23 protein-coding genes and 2 CRISPR repeat arrays (1 of these 25 cut by a window edge) are annotated in these 20908 nt (G+C 41.2%); of the genes, 10 read left to right on the top strand and 13 right to left on the bottom strand.

From position 1 onward, the window contains the following. Positions 1–109: 109 nt before the first annotated feature. The 4 genes from NIES593_RS07475 to psbP form a co-directional block, all read right to left on the bottom strand. The gene (locus NIES593_RS07475) at positions 110–556 is read right to left on the bottom strand and encodes a DUF488 domain-containing protein (protein WP_073598984.1); all 447 of its coding nucleotides are present in this window, start codon (positions 554–556) and stop codon (positions 110–112) included. Continuing rightward, the gene (locus tag NIES593_RS07470; RefSeq protein ID WP_073598983.1) at positions 549–1214 is read right to left on the bottom strand and encodes a DUF488 domain-containing protein; all 666 of its coding nucleotides are present in this window, start codon (positions 1212–1214) and stop codon (positions 549–551) included. The genes NIES593_RS07475 and NIES593_RS07470 overlap by 8 nt, the downstream gene beginning before the upstream one ends. 126 nt (positions 1215–1340) lie before the next feature. Beyond that, positions 1341–1934, bottom strand: coding sequence for a Maf family protein (locus tag NIES593_RS07465; protein ID WP_073598982.1), 594 nt, complete (start codon positions 1932–1934; stop codon positions 1341–1343). A gap of 70 nt (positions 1935–2004) precedes the next feature. Next, entirely contained in the window at positions 2005–2556 is a 552-nt protein-coding gene (gene psbP, locus NIES593_RS07460) for a photosystem II reaction center PsbP (RefSeq protein WP_073598981.1), read from the bottom strand. A gap of 136 nt (positions 2557–2692) precedes the next feature. On the opposite strand from psbP, the gene NIES593_RS07455 reads away from it, so the two are divergent. Next, a complete protein-coding gene (locus NIES593_RS07455) occupies positions 2693–3619 on the top strand; it encodes a tetratricopeptide repeat protein (protein ID WP_073598980.1) in 927 nt (308 codons plus the stop codon). Between the two features lie 45 nt (positions 3620–3664). Here NIES593_RS07455 and psb34 read toward each other — a convergent pair whose 3' ends face one another. Continuing rightward, positions 3665–3844, bottom strand: coding sequence for a photosystem II assembly protein Psb34 (gene psb34, locus NIES593_RS07450; protein WP_073598979.1), 180 nt, complete (start codon positions 3842–3844; stop codon positions 3665–3667). Positions 3845–4448: 604 nt separating this feature from the next. Here psb34 and NIES593_RS07445 point away from each other — a divergent pair. Next, positions 4449–5435 carry an RNA polymerase sigma factor, RpoD/SigA family gene (locus tag NIES593_RS07445; protein WP_073598978.1) on the top strand — a complete coding sequence of 329 codons (987 nt, stop codon included), beginning with the start codon at positions 4449–4451 and terminating at the stop codon, positions 5433–5435. Between the two features lie 413 nt (positions 5436–5848). Next, positions 5849–6403, top strand: coding sequence for a hypothetical protein (locus NIES593_RS07435; RefSeq protein WP_073598976.1), 555 nt, complete (start codon positions 5849–5851; stop codon positions 6401–6403). A 477-nt stretch (positions 6404–6880) separates the two neighbouring features. Here NIES593_RS07435 and NIES593_RS07430 read toward each other — a convergent pair whose 3' ends face one another. Beyond that, entirely contained in the window at positions 6881–7300 is a 420-nt protein-coding gene (locus tag NIES593_RS07430; RefSeq protein ID WP_073598975.1) for a ribbon-helix-helix domain-containing protein, read from the bottom strand. 188 nt (positions 7301–7488) lie between these two features. On the opposite strand from NIES593_RS07430, the gene NIES593_RS07425 reads away from it, so the two are divergent. After that, positions 7489–7746: a DUF5132 domain-containing protein gene (locus NIES593_RS07425; protein ID WP_073599044.1), complete on the top strand. Its 258-nt coding sequence runs from the start codon at positions 7489–7491 to the stop codon at positions 7744–7746. 92 nt (positions 7747–7838) lie between these two features. On the opposite strand, the gene NIES593_RS07420 is transcribed toward NIES593_RS07425, so the two are convergent. The 3 genes from NIES593_RS07420 to NIES593_RS07410 all read right to left on the bottom strand — a co-directional run bounded on the left by NIES593_RS07420 (position 7839) and on the right by NIES593_RS07410 (position 9306). Then, positions 7839–8399: an HMA2 domain-containing protein gene (locus tag NIES593_RS07420; protein WP_073598974.1), complete on the bottom strand. Its 561-nt coding sequence runs from the start codon at positions 8397–8399 to the stop codon at positions 7839–7841. Between the two features lie 463 nt (positions 8400–8862). Beyond that, positions 8863–9144 carry a hypothetical protein gene (locus tag NIES593_RS07415; RefSeq protein WP_073598973.1) on the bottom strand — a complete coding sequence of 94 codons (282 nt, stop codon included), beginning with the start codon at positions 9142–9144 and terminating at the stop codon, positions 8863–8865. Beyond that, on the bottom strand, positions 9145–9306 hold the full coding sequence (locus NIES593_RS07410) for a helix-turn-helix domain-containing protein (protein ID WP_139253652.1): 162 nt from the start codon (positions 9304–9306) through the stop codon (positions 9145–9147). 203 nt (positions 9307–9509) lie between these two features. Between NIES593_RS07410 and NIES593_RS07405 the strand changes: the two genes are divergently transcribed. The 6 genes from NIES593_RS07405 (at position 9510) to NIES593_RS24525 (ending at position 14048) form a co-directional block, all read left to right on the top strand. Continuing rightward, entirely contained in the window at positions 9510–9800 is a 291-nt protein-coding gene (locus NIES593_RS07405; protein ID WP_073598971.1) for a hypothetical protein, read from the top strand. A gap of 174 nt (positions 9801–9974) precedes the next feature. Next, positions 9975–11482: direct repeats of the CRISPR family, unit length 37 nt; unit sequence GTTTCAATCCCTGATAGGGATTTAGTTGATTTTAAAC. A 74-nt stretch (positions 11483–11556) separates the two neighbouring features. Then, entirely contained in the window at positions 11557–12135 is a 579-nt protein-coding gene (locus tag NIES593_RS23460) for a hypothetical protein (protein WP_139253651.1), read from the top strand. Beyond that, positions 12132–12773, top strand: a complete 642-nt coding sequence (locus NIES593_RS07400; protein WP_073598970.1) for a hypothetical protein — start codon at positions 12132–12134, stop codon at positions 12771–12773. The genes NIES593_RS23460 and NIES593_RS07400 overlap by 4 nt, the downstream gene beginning before the upstream one ends. A 136-nt stretch (positions 12774–12909) precedes the next feature. Continuing rightward, complete coding sequence (locus NIES593_RS07395; RefSeq protein WP_073598969.1) at positions 12910–13194, top strand: hypothetical protein; 285 nt, start codon at positions 12910–12912, stop codon at positions 13192–13194. A gap of 328 nt (positions 13195–13522) precedes the next feature. Then, on the top strand, positions 13523–13750 hold the full coding sequence (locus NIES593_RS25460) for a helix-turn-helix domain-containing protein (protein WP_073598968.1): 228 nt from the start codon (positions 13523–13525) through the stop codon (positions 13748–13750). Further along, a complete protein-coding gene (locus NIES593_RS24525) occupies positions 13662–14048 on the top strand; it encodes a hypothetical protein (RefSeq protein WP_217651844.1) in 387 nt (128 codons plus the stop codon). The genes NIES593_RS25460 and NIES593_RS24525 overlap by 89 nt, the downstream gene beginning before the upstream one ends. 536 nt (positions 14049–14584) lie before the next feature. On the opposite strand, the gene NIES593_RS07375 is transcribed toward NIES593_RS24525, so the two are convergent. From NIES593_RS07375 to NIES593_RS07360, 4 genes are read right to left on the bottom strand one after another with little or no spacing between them, the layout of a single operon-like run. After that, positions 14585–14950: a hypothetical protein gene (locus NIES593_RS07375; RefSeq protein ID WP_073598966.1), complete on the bottom strand. Its 366-nt coding sequence runs from the start codon at positions 14948–14950 to the stop codon at positions 14585–14587. Continuing rightward, positions 14950–15288 (bottom strand): DUF5674 family protein, encoded by a 339-nt coding sequence (locus NIES593_RS07370; protein ID WP_073598965.1) that lies wholly within the window; start codon positions 15286–15288, stop codon positions 14950–14952. Before NIES593_RS07370 ends, NIES593_RS07375 begins: the two co-directional genes overlap by 1 nt. 4 nt (positions 15289–15292) lie before the next feature. Further along, on the bottom strand, positions 15293–15757 hold the full coding sequence (locus NIES593_RS07365; protein WP_073598964.1) for a carboxysome distribution maintenance protein McdB: 465 nt from the start codon (positions 15755–15757) through the stop codon (positions 15293–15295). Beyond that, positions 15750–16421 (bottom strand): ParA family protein, encoded by a 672-nt coding sequence (locus NIES593_RS07360; RefSeq protein WP_083602366.1) that lies wholly within the window; start codon positions 16419–16421, stop codon positions 15750–15752. The genes NIES593_RS07365 and NIES593_RS07360 overlap by 8 nt, the downstream gene beginning before the upstream one ends. Before the next feature lie 8 nt (positions 16422–16429). Further along, positions 16430–20908: direct repeats of the CRISPR family, unit length 37 nt; unit sequence GTTTCAATCCCTGATAGGGATTTAGTTGATTTTAAAC (it continues 3489 nt past the right edge of the window).

Genomic DNA, 20908 nt, shown 5'->3' with positions numbered 1-20908 from the left:
CTGACCACTTTTAATTACAGTTGGCTACAGTCTTAGAATTCCCGAGTGTCTTTTCAAAATAACAGTTGAAAATATTAAAATTACAATTTTTCTTTTGTAAAGCTGATGGCTACAAATGAAAGACTTTGACGTTTCCCCATCGATCGTTTAAATATTCAGCAACTAAGCGACGATGACAGTAGTGAGGTTTCGCTTCGCTACATAATAGACAAGCACTATCTAAAAGTTCTGGTGAAACTTTTTTTTCAATTTTGCGATCGCTTATTAACTTCAAAAACTTTTGCTCATAAATTTTCCAGTCACCTTTTTTCTTTTTGTATTCATCTAATATGTCTTGAGTTGGAGCTAAATCGAGGAGATGCACATAATCAATCTTGCCAATTTTTTGTAAAAAATATTCTAAATCGGCTTTTTTGGCGAACCCAGCCAATTGAGAAATGTTATTAAGTCTTGTGTCTATAACTCGCTTTACTTTTGCTTGTATTAAAGTCTCAAAAAATTTTTCAGCACTTTTTTGGGTAAAACCAATGGTAAAAAGATTAATTGGGTTATTCATGCCCATCTCCAACTTTTTCTACATAAGCAATTTCATCACCTTGCCATTGATAGGCTTTTTTTAAACCTTCTTCTCTTGTTAAGAGGTTGTTAGAAGGTTTTGGTGAAGATTCAGAGTCAAACAAAGATAACTGAATTGGTTGTTGTCTATCGGTCATTTGTGTAAAACCATGTTTAGCCAGCATTCTCTCTTCAAGGTGATGATGAGATTCTAACTCTCCATTTTTGAGGATGTGTTTAATTTCTAAATCAAAATTTTTCAAATGCTGACAAACTAGAATGGCACGGTGACAAGTCAGTGGATCTTTTTCTGCACACATAAGAGCGATTTTATGCTTTTGAACTCCTTTCAAAACCCGATCGACTCCTTCAGAAAATAAAGTGGTACTAGCAATCTTTTCATATACTGCTTTGCCCTCTATATAACAGGCAGGATTATCCGGTCTAGCACCGAGTTCTTTTCCTAAAAATACATAATAAATATTTTCTTTTTCTAATGCTTGTTGGAGTGTAGCTTTATTGAAATGGGGTAAATAACGACTGTAAGGGTGCGATCGCACGTCAGCTAAGGCAGTAATTTCATGTTTTTTTAGTAACGCCAAAAATGATTCAATACTATGATTAGAGTGCCCAACGGTAAATAATTCTCTAGCTACCATGTATGTTCGAGGGAATTAACTTTTCTTTCTTGTTCGAGTTTAACTCCTCAAGAGCGAACCTACATCAGTCGTTATACACGATTTGAAGGATGCGATCGCACGTTTGGGATCGATTTTCAGTAATTCTCATTTCCAAAAATTGGTTACACAATAACCTAACTCGGCTAACATTTGACGCAATAAAGGAAGACTTAACCCAATGACATTGCTGTGACAACCTTCCAACTTTTCGACAAACAATCCACCTTTTCCCTCTAGCGCAAAACAGCCAGCACATTTGAGAGGTTCGCCACTGGCAACATAGTCTTCAATTACAGCATCGCTAATATTGGCAAAGTAAACTTTAGTAATTCCGCAGCGTATCAATTGTTTATTATACCTTTGGTCGGTGAGAGCGTGACCCGTATAAAGGATACCTTGATTGCCACGCATTTTTTGCCAACGCGCGATCGCTTCTTCTGACGAGTCTGGTTTGCCATAAATCTCGTCGTTGACTGCTAACACTGAATCGCACCCCAAAATCAACGCATCGCTAAACTGACTGGCAACCGTTTCTGCTTTGCATTGTGCCAGGATTTGTACTAACGCGATGGGATCGTCGCTTTGAACTCGCGATTCGTCAAAGTTGCTATGACGGACTATTGGTTCTATTCCCACCGTCTGTAAAAGCTTGCGGCGGGCAGGAGAAGCGGAAGCTAGTACAAACATGGGTAGTTCCATAATTTAATTGTGATGAGGGAGATGGGGAGATGGGGAGACAATTAACGACTAACCACTAACCATTAACTAATTAATAAATAGAAAAAGAGTTGACGACGGTTTCAAAGAGGTTCTTAACTTTTTCCCAACGCTTTTGATCTGTGGAAAGATTGAAGGTATAGAGTTTGCCGCGACTGACGGCGACGCTGGCGATATCGTGCCGTTCCTGATTATCGGGCAGTTTGACTTGATATTCTAGGGTATAGTAAGTCTTTCCGTTCGATTCGCGAGCTTCTGCTTTAATTAATTCTGCTTCTCGATTGGCATCGGGGTTGTTGTTGACCTGTTTGAGGAAGCGATATCCGACATCTGTCGGCGTTCCTAAGTCGGTGAGGGTTTTGTTTTCTGGAACGCTGCTGATAATGACGCTTAAATTTTCTGTGCGTTGAATGAGATCGCGAAAAACGACATCGACTCCTTCAGACCTATTTTGGACATTAACCTCAATCCAGCCATTGGGATAGAAAAACTCATAGCCTTTGGCGGCGTTGGCGTAGTGTTGTAAATTACTAATCCCGACCGAACAACCAGAGAGCGTTAGAGTGGCTATAAATAGTAGAGTAACAATTAGCGATTTAAACATTTTTTGATTCCATTGTGGCTGTTTTATTTTCCCATATTTATTGTCGAGGTCAGAGGAGTTACCCAACGCCTTGACTGTTATTCTTAACAGGTAAAGTTTGTCAAATTCATATTTACAGAGAAAATGAGGAGTAGTGATGAAGTACGGCAGACAATTGTTTAGGATTTTGACACTGATTGCTGGAATTTCCGCAGTTAATACGGCAGCTTATGCTCGATCTTCTCTGTTAACCCCATTTCCAATTGCCCAATTAACCCAACAATCACAAGAATCCGAGGAAGGGGAACGAGAAGAACCCGAACAAAAAGAGATGAGTGCGGTAGACTGGTACAACCAAGGGGTAGATAAGATAGAAGCAGGCGATTTTCAAGGCGCGATCGCAGATTTTACTCGCGCTATCGAGTTAAACCCCGAAGATCCCGATTCTTACTACAATCGTGCCTATGCTTATCATGCTTTAGGAAATTATCAACCTGCTATAGATGATTATGGCAAAGCCATCGAACTTAATCCCGACTATGCTTATGCTTACGGCAATCGCTGCTATGCCTTCTACCTGATGAAACGCTACGACGATGCAGTTTCAGATTGCACTAAGGCAATCGAACTCGAACCCAAACTGGCTGATTTTTATATCTATCGAGGCGATGCCCAAGACGCTCTCGACAAGCACGAAGAAGCGATCGAGGATTACACCGAAGCCATTCGTCTTAAGGATGATAGCGCTAATGCTTATTATAAACGAGCCTTGGCTTATAGCGCCCTGGAGAAATATCAAAAAGCCTTAGACGATTATACCGAAAGCATTCGTTTGGACGAGAGCTTGGCTGATGCTTTCTATCAGCGCGGTATTGTTAATTCTAAACTAGGCAATGAAGAAGAAGCGATCGCCGATATAGAACAGGCGGTAAAACTGTTTGACGAACAGAACAAACCAGAAGAATCCAAAAAAGCGCTGAAAACTCTTGAAGATATTCGAGGCACCCAAGAACGGGAAAGCAATGAAGATCGAGAAGACACTGAGGAACAACAGGAGCAAGAAATGATGAATGATGAACGGTAAAGTTTTATCGATCCCCATCACTCATCAAATAATTTTCTTTTGGCATTAGCCAACTTTCGAGGCATAAACTGCAACAGTTATTAATCCGCCTACCAGCAAAGCAGCGATAACTCCCAAAATGATGTAATTGCGCTGTTCGGTTTTCGTTGGTGGCGAGGCTTGATAAACTTTCGGTTCTACCGCAAAGTTATTCAACCGTCCGCCATCTTCTTCTGTATAGGGCATAATTACAATCCTCTGTAAAATTCTCTTGAGCTTTCGCAATTGTTCTTACGATAATACAACAATTCTTTAGAGCGAGCAGTCGGTGGTTGTGTGCGTCATTTCTTCTTTGCTACGCGATCGCACCACAATTGTCTTACCTTCTACCTATAGGAGGAATTTAAAAACAATCGATTTTCCTATGATATATTTACCAGTCTCGATAGTTATCGCTCACAGACGGGTTCGAGCGACACTTTCTCCTTTCTTGGAAACCCTCCCCTACTGGTTCGGCGATCCCTCCAAAATCTAATCTTCCATTCTAATCATTTTTAAGTCATCATGAGAATAGATTGGCATGAATTGATACTAATTTAAATGGAATTTCGCCAGTCAAACCTTGAGAAGAGAGTCACTAATGCTAAGTCGATGTAAAAACCCAACGATGAACTTTTCTAGATCTGCCATCGTCTAAACTGGTGAGCTAAAATGGAAGAAACACGAAGTCATAGTGACTTCGATCTAGAAAGTCTTCTCTAGGTCCTAGCGAACGAACAGAACGAATTTCATCAAGGAATTAAGTCAATCGAGACTTTCTGTAGCTTTCAAGGAGTCATAACTGTACAAAATGCCCACTGCTAAAGTTAACTCAAATAAACAACAGCCTGTTTTCTCAGCAGATATGGTGCGTACTTATCTGCACGAAATTGGGCGGGTACCTCTGCTGACCCACGAGCAAGAAATTGTCTATGGCAAGCAGGTACAGAGAATGATGACCCTGTTGGAAAAGAAAGAAGAACTAGCAAATAAACTTGGACACGAGCCAAGTCTAACAGAGTGGGCGAATTATGTCCAGCTCGGTGAAGATGAACTTAATCGAGCGATAGCACAGGGAAATCGAGCCAAGCGCAAAATGATTGAGGCTAATTTGCGTTTAGTCGTCGCGATCGCCAAAAAATATCAGAAGCGTAACATGGAGTTCCTGGATTTAATTCAGGAAGGCAGCTTAGGGTTGGAAAGAGGGGTAGAGAAATTCGATCCAACTAAAGGCTATAAATTTTCTACTTATGCTTATTGGTGGATTCGTCAAGCGATTACGCGAGCGATCGCTCAGCAAGCAAGAACGATTCGCCTTCCCATTCACATTACCGAAAAGCTCAATAAGATCAAGAAAACGCAGCGAGAACTGGCACAGCAATTAGGTCGCAGCGCTACTCCTAGCGAAATTGCCCAAGCGCTAGACTTAGAACCCGCTCAAATTCGAGAATATCTGAGCATGGCTCGTCAACCCGTTTCCTTAGACGTGCGAGTGGGCGACAACCAGGATACAGAACTCTCCGATCTTTTGGAAGATGAGGGAATTTCTCCCGACAATTACATTACTCAAGAATTGCTGCGGCAAGACTTGAATAACTTGATGGCAGAATTGACCCCTCAACAGCGAGAAGTGCTTTCTTTGCGCTTCGGTTTAGAAGACGGGAAAGAACTGTCGCTAGCGAAAATCGGTCAAAGACTAAACATCAGCCGCGAACGAGTTCGCCAGCTAGAGCATCAAGCTCTCGCTCAATTGCGCAGGCGGCGTTCTAACGTCCGAGAGTATATTGTTGCTAGTTAATTTCATCAAATCAGACTGAAAATCAGACTGAGGTCATAGGCTTTAAAAAAGCGGTAGCGAGCGAGCGCTATCGCTTTTTTTATCGACTTTTTTCCAGTTGTTAAGAATTTAAGAAAAACTGGTAAAGGCTTGGCAATTATTTGCACAATTAAATTAGGGTGTGAGGAAATTTAGGCAGAATTGTACTCCAATCCTTGTGAAATTTGGCATCATTTTGGGCAAGTTAAAAGCAGAGAGCAAAAAATAAGCCACCGAACTTATCGGGAATGACTTGTCCATAAATTGTAGTCCTTTAATAGGAAGTTCTTTGCCAGGAGCGAGAAAAGTGTCTCCAGTCATTTAGTCCGCGAAAATATTGCTCCAAAGGGTTCGTTATTGTCAAAACAGCTCGGTTGGCGAGCGTTAATAAAACTATGTTATTGATGCAAAGTTTTCAAGCCCTTGGTTCCAAACTTTTTACATCCAAAATTGCACCGATTTTAAGTCTCGGACTGGCAACAATAATGGCGATTCCCACACTAGCTTTGTCGCTTGAAGAAAAGCAACTAGAACGAGAGCCATCAAGCGATCGCATCTCGGAAATGTATTTCGCCGAAGCGACTAGCAAGAAGTCGCCGCTAGCTGACGGAATTTATCTCTATGGTCAGTCTCCCGAACCCGAACAAATCGGTCAAGAATATCTCGTTTTTCGGGTACAACAGGGTAAAGTCATTGGTGCCATCTATCTGCCGCGATCGGAGTTTAATTGTTTTTCCGGTACGGTGGACTCGCATCGAATGCATCTCTCGATTGTCGATCCCTACAATAACGCCGTTTATCCCTACGAGATTGCCCTGCAAGACTTATCGCCAGTAGCATCCGGCGATCGGCTGCCTCGTGCCGTAGGGTTGGAAGGCTATCATCAGATCTCTACTATCAGCGAAAACGATCGCCGCATTTTAGATGTTTGTCTCCAGAAATATCAATAAGGCGATCGGGGAGCAGAAGTCGCAAGTGCGGAATGCACCGTCGCATGCGGAAGAGGCTGTATGCCAGAGTACTCTGGCTGGGTTGGAACGGAAATTATATCAATTCGCAATTATCATCGATGCTCCTCCCGTTTGCCTTACGGCTCGCTCCCGCGTGCGCGTCGGTTCGCAATTAGTCAGCCGCTCTGGGTACAAGGTTTTTCCATTGAGCATCTGTAGCGTTCTTTTTTAGAAATCGTATTAGAAGGCACGGGAGGGAGGAAAAACCACTAACTACTAACCGTTCTCCCGTAACTAATATCATTTTTCATTCATTAATGACACAGATAGTCGATCGCCCTCACCCCCAACCCNTCTCCCTATTTGGGAGAGGGGAGAAGAATGTCGCTCGCGAAAACCTGAAAATTGGTATAATAGCTGACCAAAACGATTAACAATTGTGAATTGTGAATTATCAATTGCGAATTGGTTTGACTTCTAACCCATTAAAAAGTCAGTGAGAATCTCATCGGGTTCATCATCGTAGTCATCATCGTCCGTATCCATGAGCTGAGAGGGCGCTGCCGTTGCTGTCTGTGTCGAATTACCTAGCGCGATCGCCCTTTCTAAAGTTGTCAATCTAGCGCTCATGGTTGTTATAAGATAAGACTTCTCCGAGAGCGCGTTAACTTTTTGGGTTAATTCGGCTAACTCCGCTTTGAAGGTTTTTAACTCGCTGCTGAGTCGATCTAAGCTTGTGGCAGGCTGTTGTCCTGAGATGCCTAAGTAATGAGCCAGCGCCTCTCGAACCAGTTCGCTTGCCGATCGCCCGCTCTGGTTTGCCAATGTCTCAAATTGTTCGATCCATGCTTGAGGAACGTTGACTTCTAGGGTAGCTTCATCTCGATTCTGATTCATCGGTATTTCAATAGTAGATAGATCGCGACCGATCCCAGATTACCAACTAAAAATCTGATAGCACAATTGGCGATCGCAACAGTTTTGCTTGTTGCTATTTAACTCGGAGGGACGATAGGAAAATTAACCTTTACTGGCATAATCGCCTAAAATTTTACCTAGCATGAATGGGAGAGGAAGTTTTGTCAATGTTTAACAGGTTAAAAGTCTTTTGTCAGAACAATCCCGGCAAAGCGATCGCGATCGGAATAGGGGCAGTTGTTCTCGCTCCTACCTTGGTTCCTTTACTCAAACCTGCCGCTAAAGCCAGCCTGAAAACAGGGGTACTCTTTTACAACAAAGCCAAAGAATCGCTCGCCGAAACGAGAGAAATCCTTGAAGATATTGTAGAGGAAGCAAAAGCTGAAATGGCTGCCGAACAAATGCAAAAAGATGAAGACGATTAAAACTTGTCGCGCTTTTCGAGCCGATGTCGCACCAGAGGACGAAGGTCATTAAGTCCAGCTGCGATTGCTTACTTGCGCTACACTTTTTTTGCTTAATGTGCTGCCGTTTCAACCGATCGTTCTTCAGATTCAGCCCGACTGAGAATATTCATCAAACGCCAGCCTAGCTCGATCTCGGAGAGTTCTCCAGTTTGATACTTTATGGCAACGGACGCCGCATCGCGATTGATCCGAACGTCCAAAACATCCTCGTCGTTAGCGAGTAATTCCTCTAAACGTTGGGCGAAAGCGCGATCTTTGGCTAACTGGGGAACGCGCAAGCGAATTCGTCCGGGAACGGCATGGAGAATTGTGTATTGCCCAAAACTCCCAACGGTTTGTAAGGCGGTTTTTTCTTTCTCTTCCCGTACTCTTTGAGATGATTCGGAGTCGGATTGCTTGAGTAGTTCTAACAGTTGACCGATCAGGTTGATAATTAGCAGGTTGATGAGTACAGCCTTGACTCCCCGTAACTGAAAACGTCTAGTGACCAATAATCCCAAGACAACCGCAAGGATCGTCTCAATCTCGCTATGTTCTCTCAAAAAGGAAACAATTCGCTTTTGCAAGGGGTCTGCGTGGCTTTGGCTGGCATTTTTGTCGATCGCAGTCATTGCTACGGCTTTAAAAGAGCTATTCGTCAAGTATAGGATACCTTTTAATCGAGCAAGATTTTAAAAATATTTTGTTAGGCTTCAATACCTGAGAGGCTCAATATTCAGCATTAACCTTAGCAGATAGATTTAATGTCCCTTGGATAATCTCAGTTTTTGCCATCTACACTCTGACTTGTTCTGGATTGTCCTGGACAAATAAAATTCTGATTAGCACTCTTCTAGATAAAACGATATGCTTACTACTTTTAGTCTACCAAGATGCCACGACCCAGAAAATATAAGGATTCAGGCGATCGCTACGAGCTATGAAAAAGACTTTATGCAGCATTTGAAACGAAACTGGCGATCGCCGTCTTTCCCGAACAATCCTCTTTTTCTATAATGGAAACTCTTGCGCCCGCTTGTTTTCCAGATTAACCAATTTTTGAATGGGTGCAAGAGAAATACGAATTACGAATTATTAGTTTTCCCTTCTATCAGTTAAACGATTCAAAATCTCAAGCATGGTAGCCTGTCTGTCTTCTACGTCCTCAAGCCTCCGATAGTAATCGGCTTGAGCCTCCCAAAAATTAGCTTGCGATGCAGATAATCGAGACATCCATTCAAACATTTGTTTTCGGTCTTTTCTCCATTCTTCTTTGAGACTTGTTAAAGATTCTGTAAATCGCAGTTGAGAGTTTTGTAACTCTTTTTGTACTGCTAGCATCCCTTCTATGGCATTTTGAATTTCTTCTAGGGTCATCTATTCTTCTTCTTCAACAACTAAAAGTTTTTCAAGCGGCACATTAAAAAAGCGAGAACAGTTAATTAAAGTATTCCAGTCTCCTTTTTCTGTTCCTTTTCTAAGTCCTGTAACAGTTCTAGGATTTACTCCTAGCTCTTTGGCTACTTTTTCAACTGTCATTGTTTTTTCATCCCAATACGGCATTATTTCAAGCCGCACTCGTTTGGCTCTTTTCACGGCTATCGACATAACTAACTACTTGGGTATTCTACCCTTTCATTATATTCACTATTTATGTATTTGACTACTTGACATAACTCGTATGGCTGAGTACTATAAAAGGTAAATCGAAGGCGATCACTTCGGGGGCACGGTATCTCTATATGACCTTAGAGCAAATGCAGGAAGTACTCAACAAAATGCTTTCTGTGCAGCAAGAGTTGCAAAATTCTCAACTTAAATTTACGGAGTCGCTATCCGAATTGAAAGATGACATTAGTGGATTAACGCAATCGGTCAAGCGGATGGATAAGATGGTTGCCAGACTATCAATCTCTCAAGCAAATTTCTGGGAGACACAAGCTGATTATTACGATCGCCTAGAAAAAGTAGAGGAGACGCAAAACAAAATTGCTGAGATTTTAGAGCGATTGACTAAACAAGAAGAAAGTTGACAATCCAACGGTTACGCTACGCTAAAACCGTTGGATTCTTGGTTCAACGAGTCTCCGTAACCCAGCAGAATTTCTCCAACTAAACTAGAGGGAGTCTCTCCCCAAGCGTGACTTCCAGTCTGCCCTACCGTAGTTAGACCTCTTCTGAGGATTAAAAATGACCAGTCATGTTGGGTTTCAATCTCTGATAGGGATTTAGTGGATTTTCAACCCAGGCAAATTGATTTACTGCAATCAGCAGCCTGATAAGGCGGCGTTTCAATCCCTGATAGGGATTTAGTTGATTTTAAACTACTGAGAGAGTACAATCTTCCAAAAACTGAGTTGATTGTTTCAATCCCTGATAGGGATTTAGTTGATTTTAAACCTGTATTCCTCAATGTAAGTCACTTCAGGGAATGCGTTTCAATCCCTGATAGGGATTTAGTTGATTTTAAACCCTAAGTAGTATCACCAATTGACGCTAGCTAAACCGTTTCAATCCCTGATAGGGATTTAGTTGATTTTAAACGTCAGTCGAGTTCCTTTCTGGTTGTCCAAGCTAGGGTTTCAATCCCTGATAGGGATTTAGTTGATTTTAAACTGAGAAGGGCGGTTACGTGCGCCTGGTAATGGTCGTTTCAATCCCTGATAGGGATTTAGTTGATTTTAAACACTCGCTCAAATTCATCAAAGATAGGGGAGTGATTGTTTCAATCCCTGATAGGGATTTAGTTGATTTTAAACGCGACGAGAGATCTCTTGGGCGACTAAATCGTTGTTTCAATCCCTGATAGGGATTTAGTTGATTTTAAACTCCGTACTACACACTAAGTATCGGAATTGTCCAGAACAGTACTGGTTTCAATCCCTGATAGGGATTTAGTTGATTTTAAACCCTGTGTAAACCTGTCCAGGGCGCAGATATCCGTCGTTTCAATCCCTGATAGGGATTTAGTTGATTTTAAACCCGATAGCTTGTATTACACCGTCAATCAATCTGAGTTTCAATCCCTGATAGGGATTTAGTTGATTTTAAACGGATATTAAATCCTGCTACGGTAGTGGTTTGTTATGTTTCAATCCCTGATAGGGATTTAGTTGATTTTAAACCCCTATCATCACACCCAATCGTTGGTAATAATATGTTTCAATCCCTGATAGGGATTTAGTTGATTTTAAACCTGAGCTACCAACTCTTTGTGAAGGTAGGCGTAAGGTTTCAATCCCTGATAGGGATTTAGTTGATTTTAAACAATAGGACGGACAATGAGTGTGGAGAACACCTGCCCGTTTCAATCCCTGATAGGGATTTAGTTGATTTTAAACTACGTAGAAACCACCAGTTTGCAGGATTTAGCGATTGTACGATTGGTTTCAATCCCTGATAGGGATTTAGTTGATTTTAAACGGACAGTGACCAAGAGAGATTGTGGAGTAGCCAACGTTTCAATCCCTGATAGGGATTTAGTTGATTTTAAACAAACGCGCGCGCACGCGATCATATATATGCACGAAAGTTTCAATCCCTGATAGGGATTTAGTTGATTTTAAACCTATGACGAGATGTGGTCGCATCGCGGCGGTACGGTTTCAATCCCTGATAGGGATTTAGTTGATTTTAAACTTGAAGAATGGGCGCAACATCTCAGATGTCTGTTGAGATGTTTCAATCCCTGATAGGGATTTAGTTGATTTTAAACAAGTTGTTGAGGTAAAAGGAGAGGTGCTTCGCAAGATCCAAGAAAATTCGTTAATTTTAACTAACTTGAGAAAAATGAATTCCACCAATAAAAGATTTTTACTTACAGTTATCGCCATCGCTTTTGTCATCGTTTTAAGTCATCAAATTACAACTCGGGCAATGGCTCAAGATCTGTCTTTGCGATCGATTCCATCTTCAATTGATCCATGCTTGCCCAAAAGTCAAAAAAATAAATCTCCTTTACTTAGAGGGGCAGTTGAATACAGAGGAAAGCAATATTATGTAGTAGAATTGCTTTATAAAACAACGCCACCTTTTGTTGATTATGAAGGAGACTATTATCAGGGAGGACGTTTTTTTATCCAATTGGATGAATTGGGGTGCTTGTCGCTCAATACAACAGATGACGCAACAGATTTACTTTTTGCGTCAATGACTCAAGTCGTTCCCGAGCCAGTAGCTCAACAATTGGCTTTACAATGGTGGCGAAAAAGATTAGAAGAGTTGGGAAGCCCAGAAAAATTAAAACAAGATATATTAGACGGATTAAAACCTGGAGCCTATACACTTTACTTGTTTGCAGAAGATGTTTGGGCTTTAAAACAATTAGGTATAACAATTCCTGAAAGTGCATTAAATCAACCGAGATGAAAATCTTTAAGAAATTTTTTTTAGGGTTTACTCTTCACTTGCTATCTGCATCTCTTCAAGCTTGTAACGTAGTTGCAGCCGTCTTTGCTCAAGGAGAAGGAGAGTTAACATTTGAAACAAAAGATAACTGGGACTATGCTGCTAGAGTTATGCCGCTAGAACTCATTAAACAAGTTAGACAGAATTTTGAAGCTTATTGGATAGGCGATCCTAAGCGATTTCAAGCCGTTAAAGTTCAACAGTTCGGACAAAAATTGCCTCTGTATTTTATCGATCCTTACATTCCTTGTCCCGAAGGCGGCTGTGCTACTCAAGATCTATATGACCAATATCATCCAGGTTGCAATGTTTCTGGCGGTTGTCTAAAATTTGCTTATGTGCAGCTCCAAAACGGAACTTACCGCCGAGTTTTTAAACAGCTATTTTATCAGCAACCAACAGCCGACGATGTTTTTTTGAAGGTTTCTTCTCAACTATACCAAGGTTATCCTGCTTGTTTTGAGATGGCAGGTTTTGATGAGGAACGGAGAAGGCAAGGTCTTCCAGAAACACGACAACACGAAGTTTTTGTCAGTCGCTATTGTTATAACGGAATTGATTATGTTTTTCAGAATTTATACGTTGTTCGGCGGCAGTAGAAATGAAACTTCCACGAGTTCCAGGGTTGTCGATCGAACAGTCAGAAACGTTGTTTTGGCTGTTTGTTGTTCTGATATTAATGGCTTTAATTTAAAATTAAAATCATAATCATCTGTTGATGCAGGAGAATGCTTAATGCAGAACTACACTCCATTCACTTTAGACAATCTTCCACCTGGCGTAGACGAAAGACAATGTTTCACCGCCGAAGAATTCTATCGCGTCCCCGAAGATTTTTCTCTGGAGCAAGAACTGGTTCGTGCCAAAGGCAAGCGTCCAATTCCTGCTAAGACTGACATTCGACAGGTGCAAATTTTTGCGGATCAGCGTTTAGGTCTGTCTTGGGGTGATTGTTTGAACGTCTGCCATAATGTCATTAAGTTTATTGAATGGGGAGAGCCAAGTCTCGCTCTTTTCTGAGCGAAGCTCTCCTTTTGCTTAATCATTTGAAGAATTTTCGACAACAGAGATAAAAAAAAGTTTTTTAAGTCTTTTATCGACATACTCAGGTCTACATCTCGCCTCCGTTCCGTCTCCCGTTCGGTTCCCAGGCTTCTAGTCGTAACTAGCGATAGGGTTTTGCCTTTGCCGCTTCTCGTCCGGCTGGCTTCTCTGTTATCTGTATTGATCAAACGGTTGTTTTCCTCATGTTTTAATATTAGCGGAAGCGAAAACGGTTGTCAAGCACTTCCGCTAAAAATATATTCACTTCCACAAAGAATGTGTCATATTCAACTTACACCCTTGAATGAAGAAAATGTTTTGCCGACTTGCTGTTTTAATGGCTGAAAAAGATCCCCAATTATCTCAACGCCAACTAGCGAAAGAAACTGGGTTAAGTTCAACGACCATTAATAGATTGTTTACCAACAAATTTGACCGAGTTGATGTTCGTACAATTGAAATCTTGTGCAGCTACTTGGGAAGAGACGTTGGTGATTTATTCGTTCTACGCGAAGTTGACGAATCCAATTAAAAGCCAAGCGACTGCGCTATCCCGACCAAGAGAATTCGCGATCGCCACCCTGCATGGCACGGAAATGCTCGCTTTGATGATGGGTAAGCCCGATGCGATCGTTACAAAAACCGAACGAGTTGAAACCCTAGTGGCTGTCGATAACTTTGGTAAGGCGATTGCATCCTTCGATGGGGTGGGAATAACTTATCTTGCCAAACGATATGGTTTTGGTTCCAATACTAAAGCGTGTAGATATTGGCTTGAATCTATTGGAGTATCTGATGAGCAATGGTTGAGTAAACTACCCCACGCCTAAAAGGGCGGGGGCTTTCTGAAGGCAGGGGGGTGTTTTTAGGGGTTTTGGATTTCTGCTTAGTTCTGAGGGGGTAGCTGCTTGAAAAAAAGTATTTCCGTTCCTGTTCAACAGCAAATATAGAACGACCATCTTCTGCATCTTTTACATATGTCGATATTGAGCGTGTTTTAAACGCAGCCGCTAACCGGATTGCGAATGAGAAAGCGAAAAAAAACTCGCACGAATCTTGATCGGTTGATAAGGCGACTAACGTACACATTTTGTTCTCTATTCAACTCTCTGATAACCCCGCCTTTCCCTTCGCTGTTGCAGCTTTTGATATATTTCCAAACCCGACTGATAATCTGGGCAAATTAAATCTTTGGATTTTCCAAACCCCCTGTTGATAGCGCTTCCCCACGTTTTTGTAACTACCCATGCGCCAAATAGGTTTTGGCAAAGAGTCAGAGAATAAAGTCTGGTATCTCTTCGCCAATTCGATTGAAGCCATTTGTTATGTTCGCAGCAAATACGCATAACTCTCTCGCTTTTTCTTTCTAAACAGAAAAACTGGCTATAAATTGATTTTCATCGCTGAACAATCCTGCCATTTGCAATACTCGTTCCGACTGATGGCGAGCGTGAATAGATAATAAATCTCTGGCTGTTTCGATCGGATAAGCTTTTTTCCAAGCCAAGCATTCTTTCTGGATTGCCGCTAACTCTGACTGGAAATCAGCCGGAACATCTTTGGCACACCACTCAATCATTAGAGCAGCTTCGCGCAATAGGTGACTGGTTAGCTTATCTTGTTCTTCGATCGTTGATTGTGTCGATATAGTAGCTAAAGTAGAGGCTAAATTCCCCAATTGTTGCTGCCAGTCTAAGTGTTTGAAGCGTTCGTATAATGCCTGACGTTCCATTAATTAACCTCCAATAAACGACGCACGATTACTTCTATTTTTTCTCGAATGACTGGACTTTGTATTTCTATGCCGCGATTTTGTTGACGAGGGCGAATGTTGATTAAAGACTCAAATCCAACTCGTTTTAATTCGGGATACCAGTCTGCTCCCCAAACATTTTCTTGTTGAGAGCCATCTTCTAATAAAGCTTGTTCGCAATCTGCGTGTAGTTCGCCACCTCCAGCTAAAATTTCTCGTTCCACATCTACAGCTAGTTTAATCATCAGCCCAAAATAAGTTTCTGCCATCTGACTAATTTGTTCGCTAGTTGCTGGTTCTCGGATAATAAAAATCATCGATCTAAGTTTTTGAAAGCATGGTGATTAACCGTCGCAGTCTGCCTGCTTCCTTGCGGGAAATGTAGCGGTGCTTAGCAGATCTTACAATTTGTTCTAGTAGCATCTCATCATCAGAAGCTACTTCCCAAACAGCTTCCAAAAATGTCTCAACTGTTACTCCTCGCTCTTTACAAAATCGCGTTAGCTTTTGGTCGATCTCTTCTTCCAAAACGATTGCTGAGCGACGACGGGTTGAAGGGAATTTTGCCAGTTCCGCTTTTAATTGTTCCAAAGTAGCATTGGTCGAACTAGTGGCTGGCTCGGTATTGTCTCGCTCATCGGGTTGTAAATCATTTTGGACGCTACCGTCAAGCCGCTCGCCAGTTTGAGCTTCTGATGTAGGAGCGACCAACGCATCGTCTCTTTTAGGAACGACGGTTCGTTGGCGATTCTTCCGCAACCGATTGAGTAGATTGTCGTTAGTCATGTTTCATTTGCTCCTTGATTAAAGTTACCAAAACCTCAAAAGGATATTCGAGGTCGGGAAAGCCCAGACTTTCTAGGGATTGTTGCTTGTTAATTGCTTGCTTGTATCGCTCGGATTCCAAAATTGACGGAAGAATTAAATTAGCATCCTCAACTTCTTCTTTCATTCCTTCTACAGCAAGACGGCTCTCATGAGTTTGGGTTCTACCAATCCATCGATCTCGGAAAGGAATAATCCCCATTACGGTCGCGGATGTCGCTCGAATCTCCCGCATAGAAGCTAGCAAGTCAAGGGTTCTGATCAGAGAGCCGTATCCTTTAATGTTGGCTTCTGCTGGAATCACCAAAAAGTCAGCCGCACCAATGACTGTCTTGGCAATTTGCGATCGCTGGGGCGGAGAATCAATCAAGCAGACTTGAAAAGCACTCGCAACGTTTTCTAATCGTCGCGACAGAATCATTGCTCCGACTCCACTACTGCTTAAATATTCGTTGGCGTTGTCTAATTGATCGTCTGAGGGGATGAGAAATAAATTTTCTTCTTTCTCGATTGGGTAAATCGTGTCTTCAAAAGGGACAGAATTTTTTAGGAACTCTAGCAGCGTCGGCTGATTGGCTTCTAGCTCTACCCCTAGATAAGTTGTAAGGTTGTGCTGGGGGTCAATCGACTACTGTTTCAATCCCTGATAGGGATTTAGTTGATTTTAAACATAGCTTGGATAATCCCGTCGCTCAATTTAAATCTGTTTCAATCCCTGATAGGGATTTAGTTGATTTTAAACGGATTTACCCAAAACCTTTAATTTTGGCATGTCGTTTCAATCCCTGATAGGGATTTAGTTGATTTTAAACCCACGATCTAGTTCCTGCCGAAGGAGAAGGAGCGTTTCAATCCCTGATAGGGATTTAGTTGATTTTAAACCCGATCACGGCAGCGGCTCTAAATGCTGTAGTCGTTTCAATCCCTGATAGGGATTTAGTTGATTTTAAACGCTCCTTCGCCCGCTTGTGTAGTTCCGAAACAGTTTCAATCCCTGATAGGGATTTAGTTGATTTTAAACTTACTCTATGAATTTGCCGGTGTTACTGAATTGAGAAATCCGGTGGTTTCAATCCCTGATAGGGATTTAGTTGATTTTAAACTCTCATATTCAATCTGACCGGCGCGTTTTCTCTTGGGGTTTCAATCCCTGATAGGGATTTAGTTGATTTTAAACGCGGCACTACAGATTTATTAGGGATTACCAAAGGTTTCAATCCCTGATAGGGATTTAGTTGATTTTAAACAAGCTTGCAGTCGAATCCAAACTTCCCTTCAGCTTAGTTTCAATCCCTGATAGGGATTTAGTTGATTTTAAACGGGATTTTTTGCGCCCAGCTGAAGGGGTCATTTGTTTCAATCCCTGATAGGGATTTAGTTGATTTTAAACGTTATTTTTTAGAGTTTTTTGTGCATATATAAGGTTTCAATCCCTGATAGGGATTTAGTTGATTTTAAACGTGGTAACTTCTACGCCTTTCTTCTCTCTAAGCCAGGTTTCAATCCCTGATAGGGATTTAGTTGATTTTAAACCAGTACACCTAAGCATATCCGAGGAACACCGCGCTGTTTCAATCCCTGATAGGGATTTAGTTGATTTTAAACGTAGAGGGACGTCTACAGGAGAAGATTGCCCAAGTTTCAATCCCTGATAGGGATTTAGTTGATTTTAAACATCATCGCCCATATGTCCAGCTGCAGATGCAGCAGGTTTCAATCCCTGATAGGGATTTAGTTGATTTTAAACGTAGCGGTAGATAAACTCTCTTTTATTTGTATGGGTTTCAATCCCTGATAGGGATTTAGTTGATTTTAAACTTCGTCCACCTCCGCGTACGCACATATATCCTATACTTGTTTCAATCCCTGATAGGGATTTAGTTGATTTTAAACATGGGATGAGGCAGCTAAAGATTCAGTGCCATGGGTTTCAATCCCTGATAGGGATTTAGTTGATTTTAAACATTTCTTCAATCCGCCCATATCCTGCATTGCAGATATATCGGTTTCAATCCCTGATAGGGATTTAGTTGATTTTAAACCTAGTGCTCTACCATACCGCAATGAGCGACATGTTTCAATCCCTGATAGGGATTTAGTTGATTTTAAACCTGTATCTTCTGAGTAGTAAGCATCCGTAACGAGTTTCAATCCCTGATAGGGATTTAGTTGATTTTAAACTAGAGGAAAATAGGTTATTATGCGATTGAAGGTTTGAAGTTTCAATCCCTGATAGGGATTTAGTTGATTTTAAACTCTTCCAGGTGCAGCTTTCTATGGAATCGTACGGTATGTTTCAATCCCTGATAGGGATTTAGTTGATTTTAAACTACTAGACCAAGTAGTACAAGAGGTAACCAACGAAGTTTCAATCCCTGATAGGGATTTAGTTGATTTTAAACCCCGGCGTTGGATGAATTACTCAAAGAATATGAGGCTGTTTCAATCCCTGATAGGGATTTAGTTGATTTTAAACTTTGTTGAGTTGAGGGTTGAATATGGCACACTGCGTTTCAATCCCTGATAGGGATTTAGTTGATTTTAAACCTTTAAGCGAATCAGAGAAACCGTTACTAATTTCAGTGTTTCAATCCCTGATAGGGATTTAGTTGATTTTAAACTTGGTAGCTTTACAGGCTCATCTCTCGAGAGCGCGTTTCAATCCCTGATAGGGATTTAGTTGATTTTAAACTGAATTAGAGAAGAAGAAAAACCAATTTGGTTTCGTTTCAATCCCTGATAGGGATTTAGTTGATTTTAAACCCAGCTGCTTCTGCCTCAATCCGTCTTCGCAAAGTTTCAATCCCTGATAGGGATTTAGTTGATTTTAAACTTACTTGAGTTACTTTCTCGTCAATGACGCCTCGTTTCAATCCCTGATAGGGATTTAGTTGATTTTAAACTGAAAAGTAGGGGGTATATTACCCCAGAAAAATAGTTTCAATCCCTGATAGGGATTTAGTTGATTTTAAACTCAAGCTTCTTCTGTCCAAGGTTAATCGCACCTGTTTCAATCCCTGATAGGGATTTAGTTGATTTTAAACATGTGTCGCCTTCAGGAAATGATAGTAACGATGGATTGTTTCAATCCCTGATAGGGATTTAGTTGATTTTAAACCTATGCAATCTGTACCAGGCGGACAAGAAATTCTCGTTTCAATCCCTGATAGGGATTTAGTTGATTTTAAACCGTAAGATATATCACTTGATGTTTGGGTGATACTCGTTTCAATCCCTGATAGGGATTTAGTTGATTTTAAACGAAATAACCCCCTTAGAGAGAACGTATGGGTTGGTTTCAATCCCTGATAGGGATTTAGTTGATTTTAAACGCCAGTAGTTCTGCAGTTGCGTTAGAGATGGTCAGTTTCAATCCCTGATAGGGATTTAGTTGATTTTAAACGCATCATGCCGCCCGCATTAAAGGTTACGGCGTGGTTTCAATCCCTGATAGGGATTTAGTTGATTTTAAACCTATCCAGTACGTGCCCAACATCTATGGAGAGTTCCGTTTCAATCCCTGATAGGGATTTAGTTGATTTTAAACATCTTAAGTCAAGCCACAAGTACTCCTACGGGTGTTTCAATCCCTGATAGGGATTTAGTTGATTTTAAACCGCATTCTGGGCAAGCTTGATTCCCGCAGCTCAGTTTCAATCCCTGATAGGGATTTAGTTGATTTTAAACTCGATAAGGTTGAGCCAAAACGCATATTAGAAGTAGTTTCAATCCCTGATAGGGATTTAGTTGATTTTAAACTTTGTTCAGATAATGGAAGCTTTAGGGCACAAGGTTTCAATCCCTGATAGGGATTTAGTTGATTTTAAACAGCTACCGCGCCCAAAGATTGTTGCACCCAGTCGTTTCAATCCCTGATAGGGATTTAGTTGATTTTAAACGCAACCTCTCTTCTAGTAGTTCTCAGACAATCCGTTTCAATCCCTGATAGGGATTTAGTTGATTTTAAACTGTAGTCAGTGCCGGGATTCTTAGAATTCCACCTGTTTCAATCCCTGATAGGGATTTAGTTGATTTTAAACAGTGGAGAACGGTATCCACGGGAAAGTAAATTTGTTTCAATCCCTGATAGGGATTTAGTTGATTTTAAACCCAGAGAGATAGTAACACGCCCTACAACGCGAAATGTTTCAATCCCTGATAGGGATTTAGTTGATTTTAAACGAAGTATGTCACTAATAGAGCTTTTGTATTCCATGTTTCAATCCCTGATAGGGATTTAGTTGATTTTAAACGATTCAATCTCCTATGTCGTGCCCTCAACGCTGGTTTCAATCCCTGATAGGGATTTAGTTGATTTTAAACTTCCAGCCTTGCTAACTTGTATCCCTTTACAGGTTAAGGATGGTTTCAATCCCTGATAGGGATTTAGTTGATTTTAAACAGGAACTGGAGAGCAAAAGGAATGGCTCGGATTGGTTTCAATCCCTGATAGGGATTTAGTTGATTTTAAACAAGGTCTAGCTCCTCTCCCTATGCTGGAGCTAGCCAGTTTCAATCCCTGATAGGGATTTAGTTGATTTTAAACGTGAATCTCTCCCTACAGCACTTAACGCCCTCATGTTTCAATCCCTGATAGGGATTTAGTTGATTTTAAACCTCTTGGTTGATAATCCCGGTTGCCCAATCAATGTTTCAATCCCTGATAGGGATTTAGTTGATTTTAAACACAGACTAATGGAGCTAGCCTCTGAATCTTCTGGTTTCAATCCCTGATAGGGATTTAGTTGATTTTAAACTTCACTCAGGTTGGCGAAGCGGCTGTATTCGCAGTTTCAATCCCTGATAGGGATTTAGTTGATTTTAAACTTAAACCGCCACAGATTCATATACAAGCGAACCTGGCTTCGTTTCAATCCCTGATAGGGATTTAGTTGATTTTAAACCGCCTTACTTTCTCTTTATCGACCCAGGTAAAGAGGTTTCAATCCCTGATAGGGATTTAGTTGATTTTAAACTGCGCCACCCACACTCAACGACGTGCTCGTTGCTTATGGTTTCAATCCCTGATAGGGATTTAGTTGATTTTAAACCTTTATTGCGGGCAATTGAATCCTTCAACCCGTTTCAATCCCTGATAGGGATTTAGTTGAT

Origin of the sequence: Hydrococcus rivularis NIES-593 (assembly GCF_001904635.1) — a bacterium.
Taxonomy (GTDB): Bacteria; Cyanobacteriota; Cyanobacteriia; order Cyanobacteriales; family Microcystaceae; genus Hydrococcus; species Hydrococcus rivularis.
Note: the sequence above shows the minus strand (reverse complement) of the source record. Positions and strands in the feature narration are given on the sequence as shown.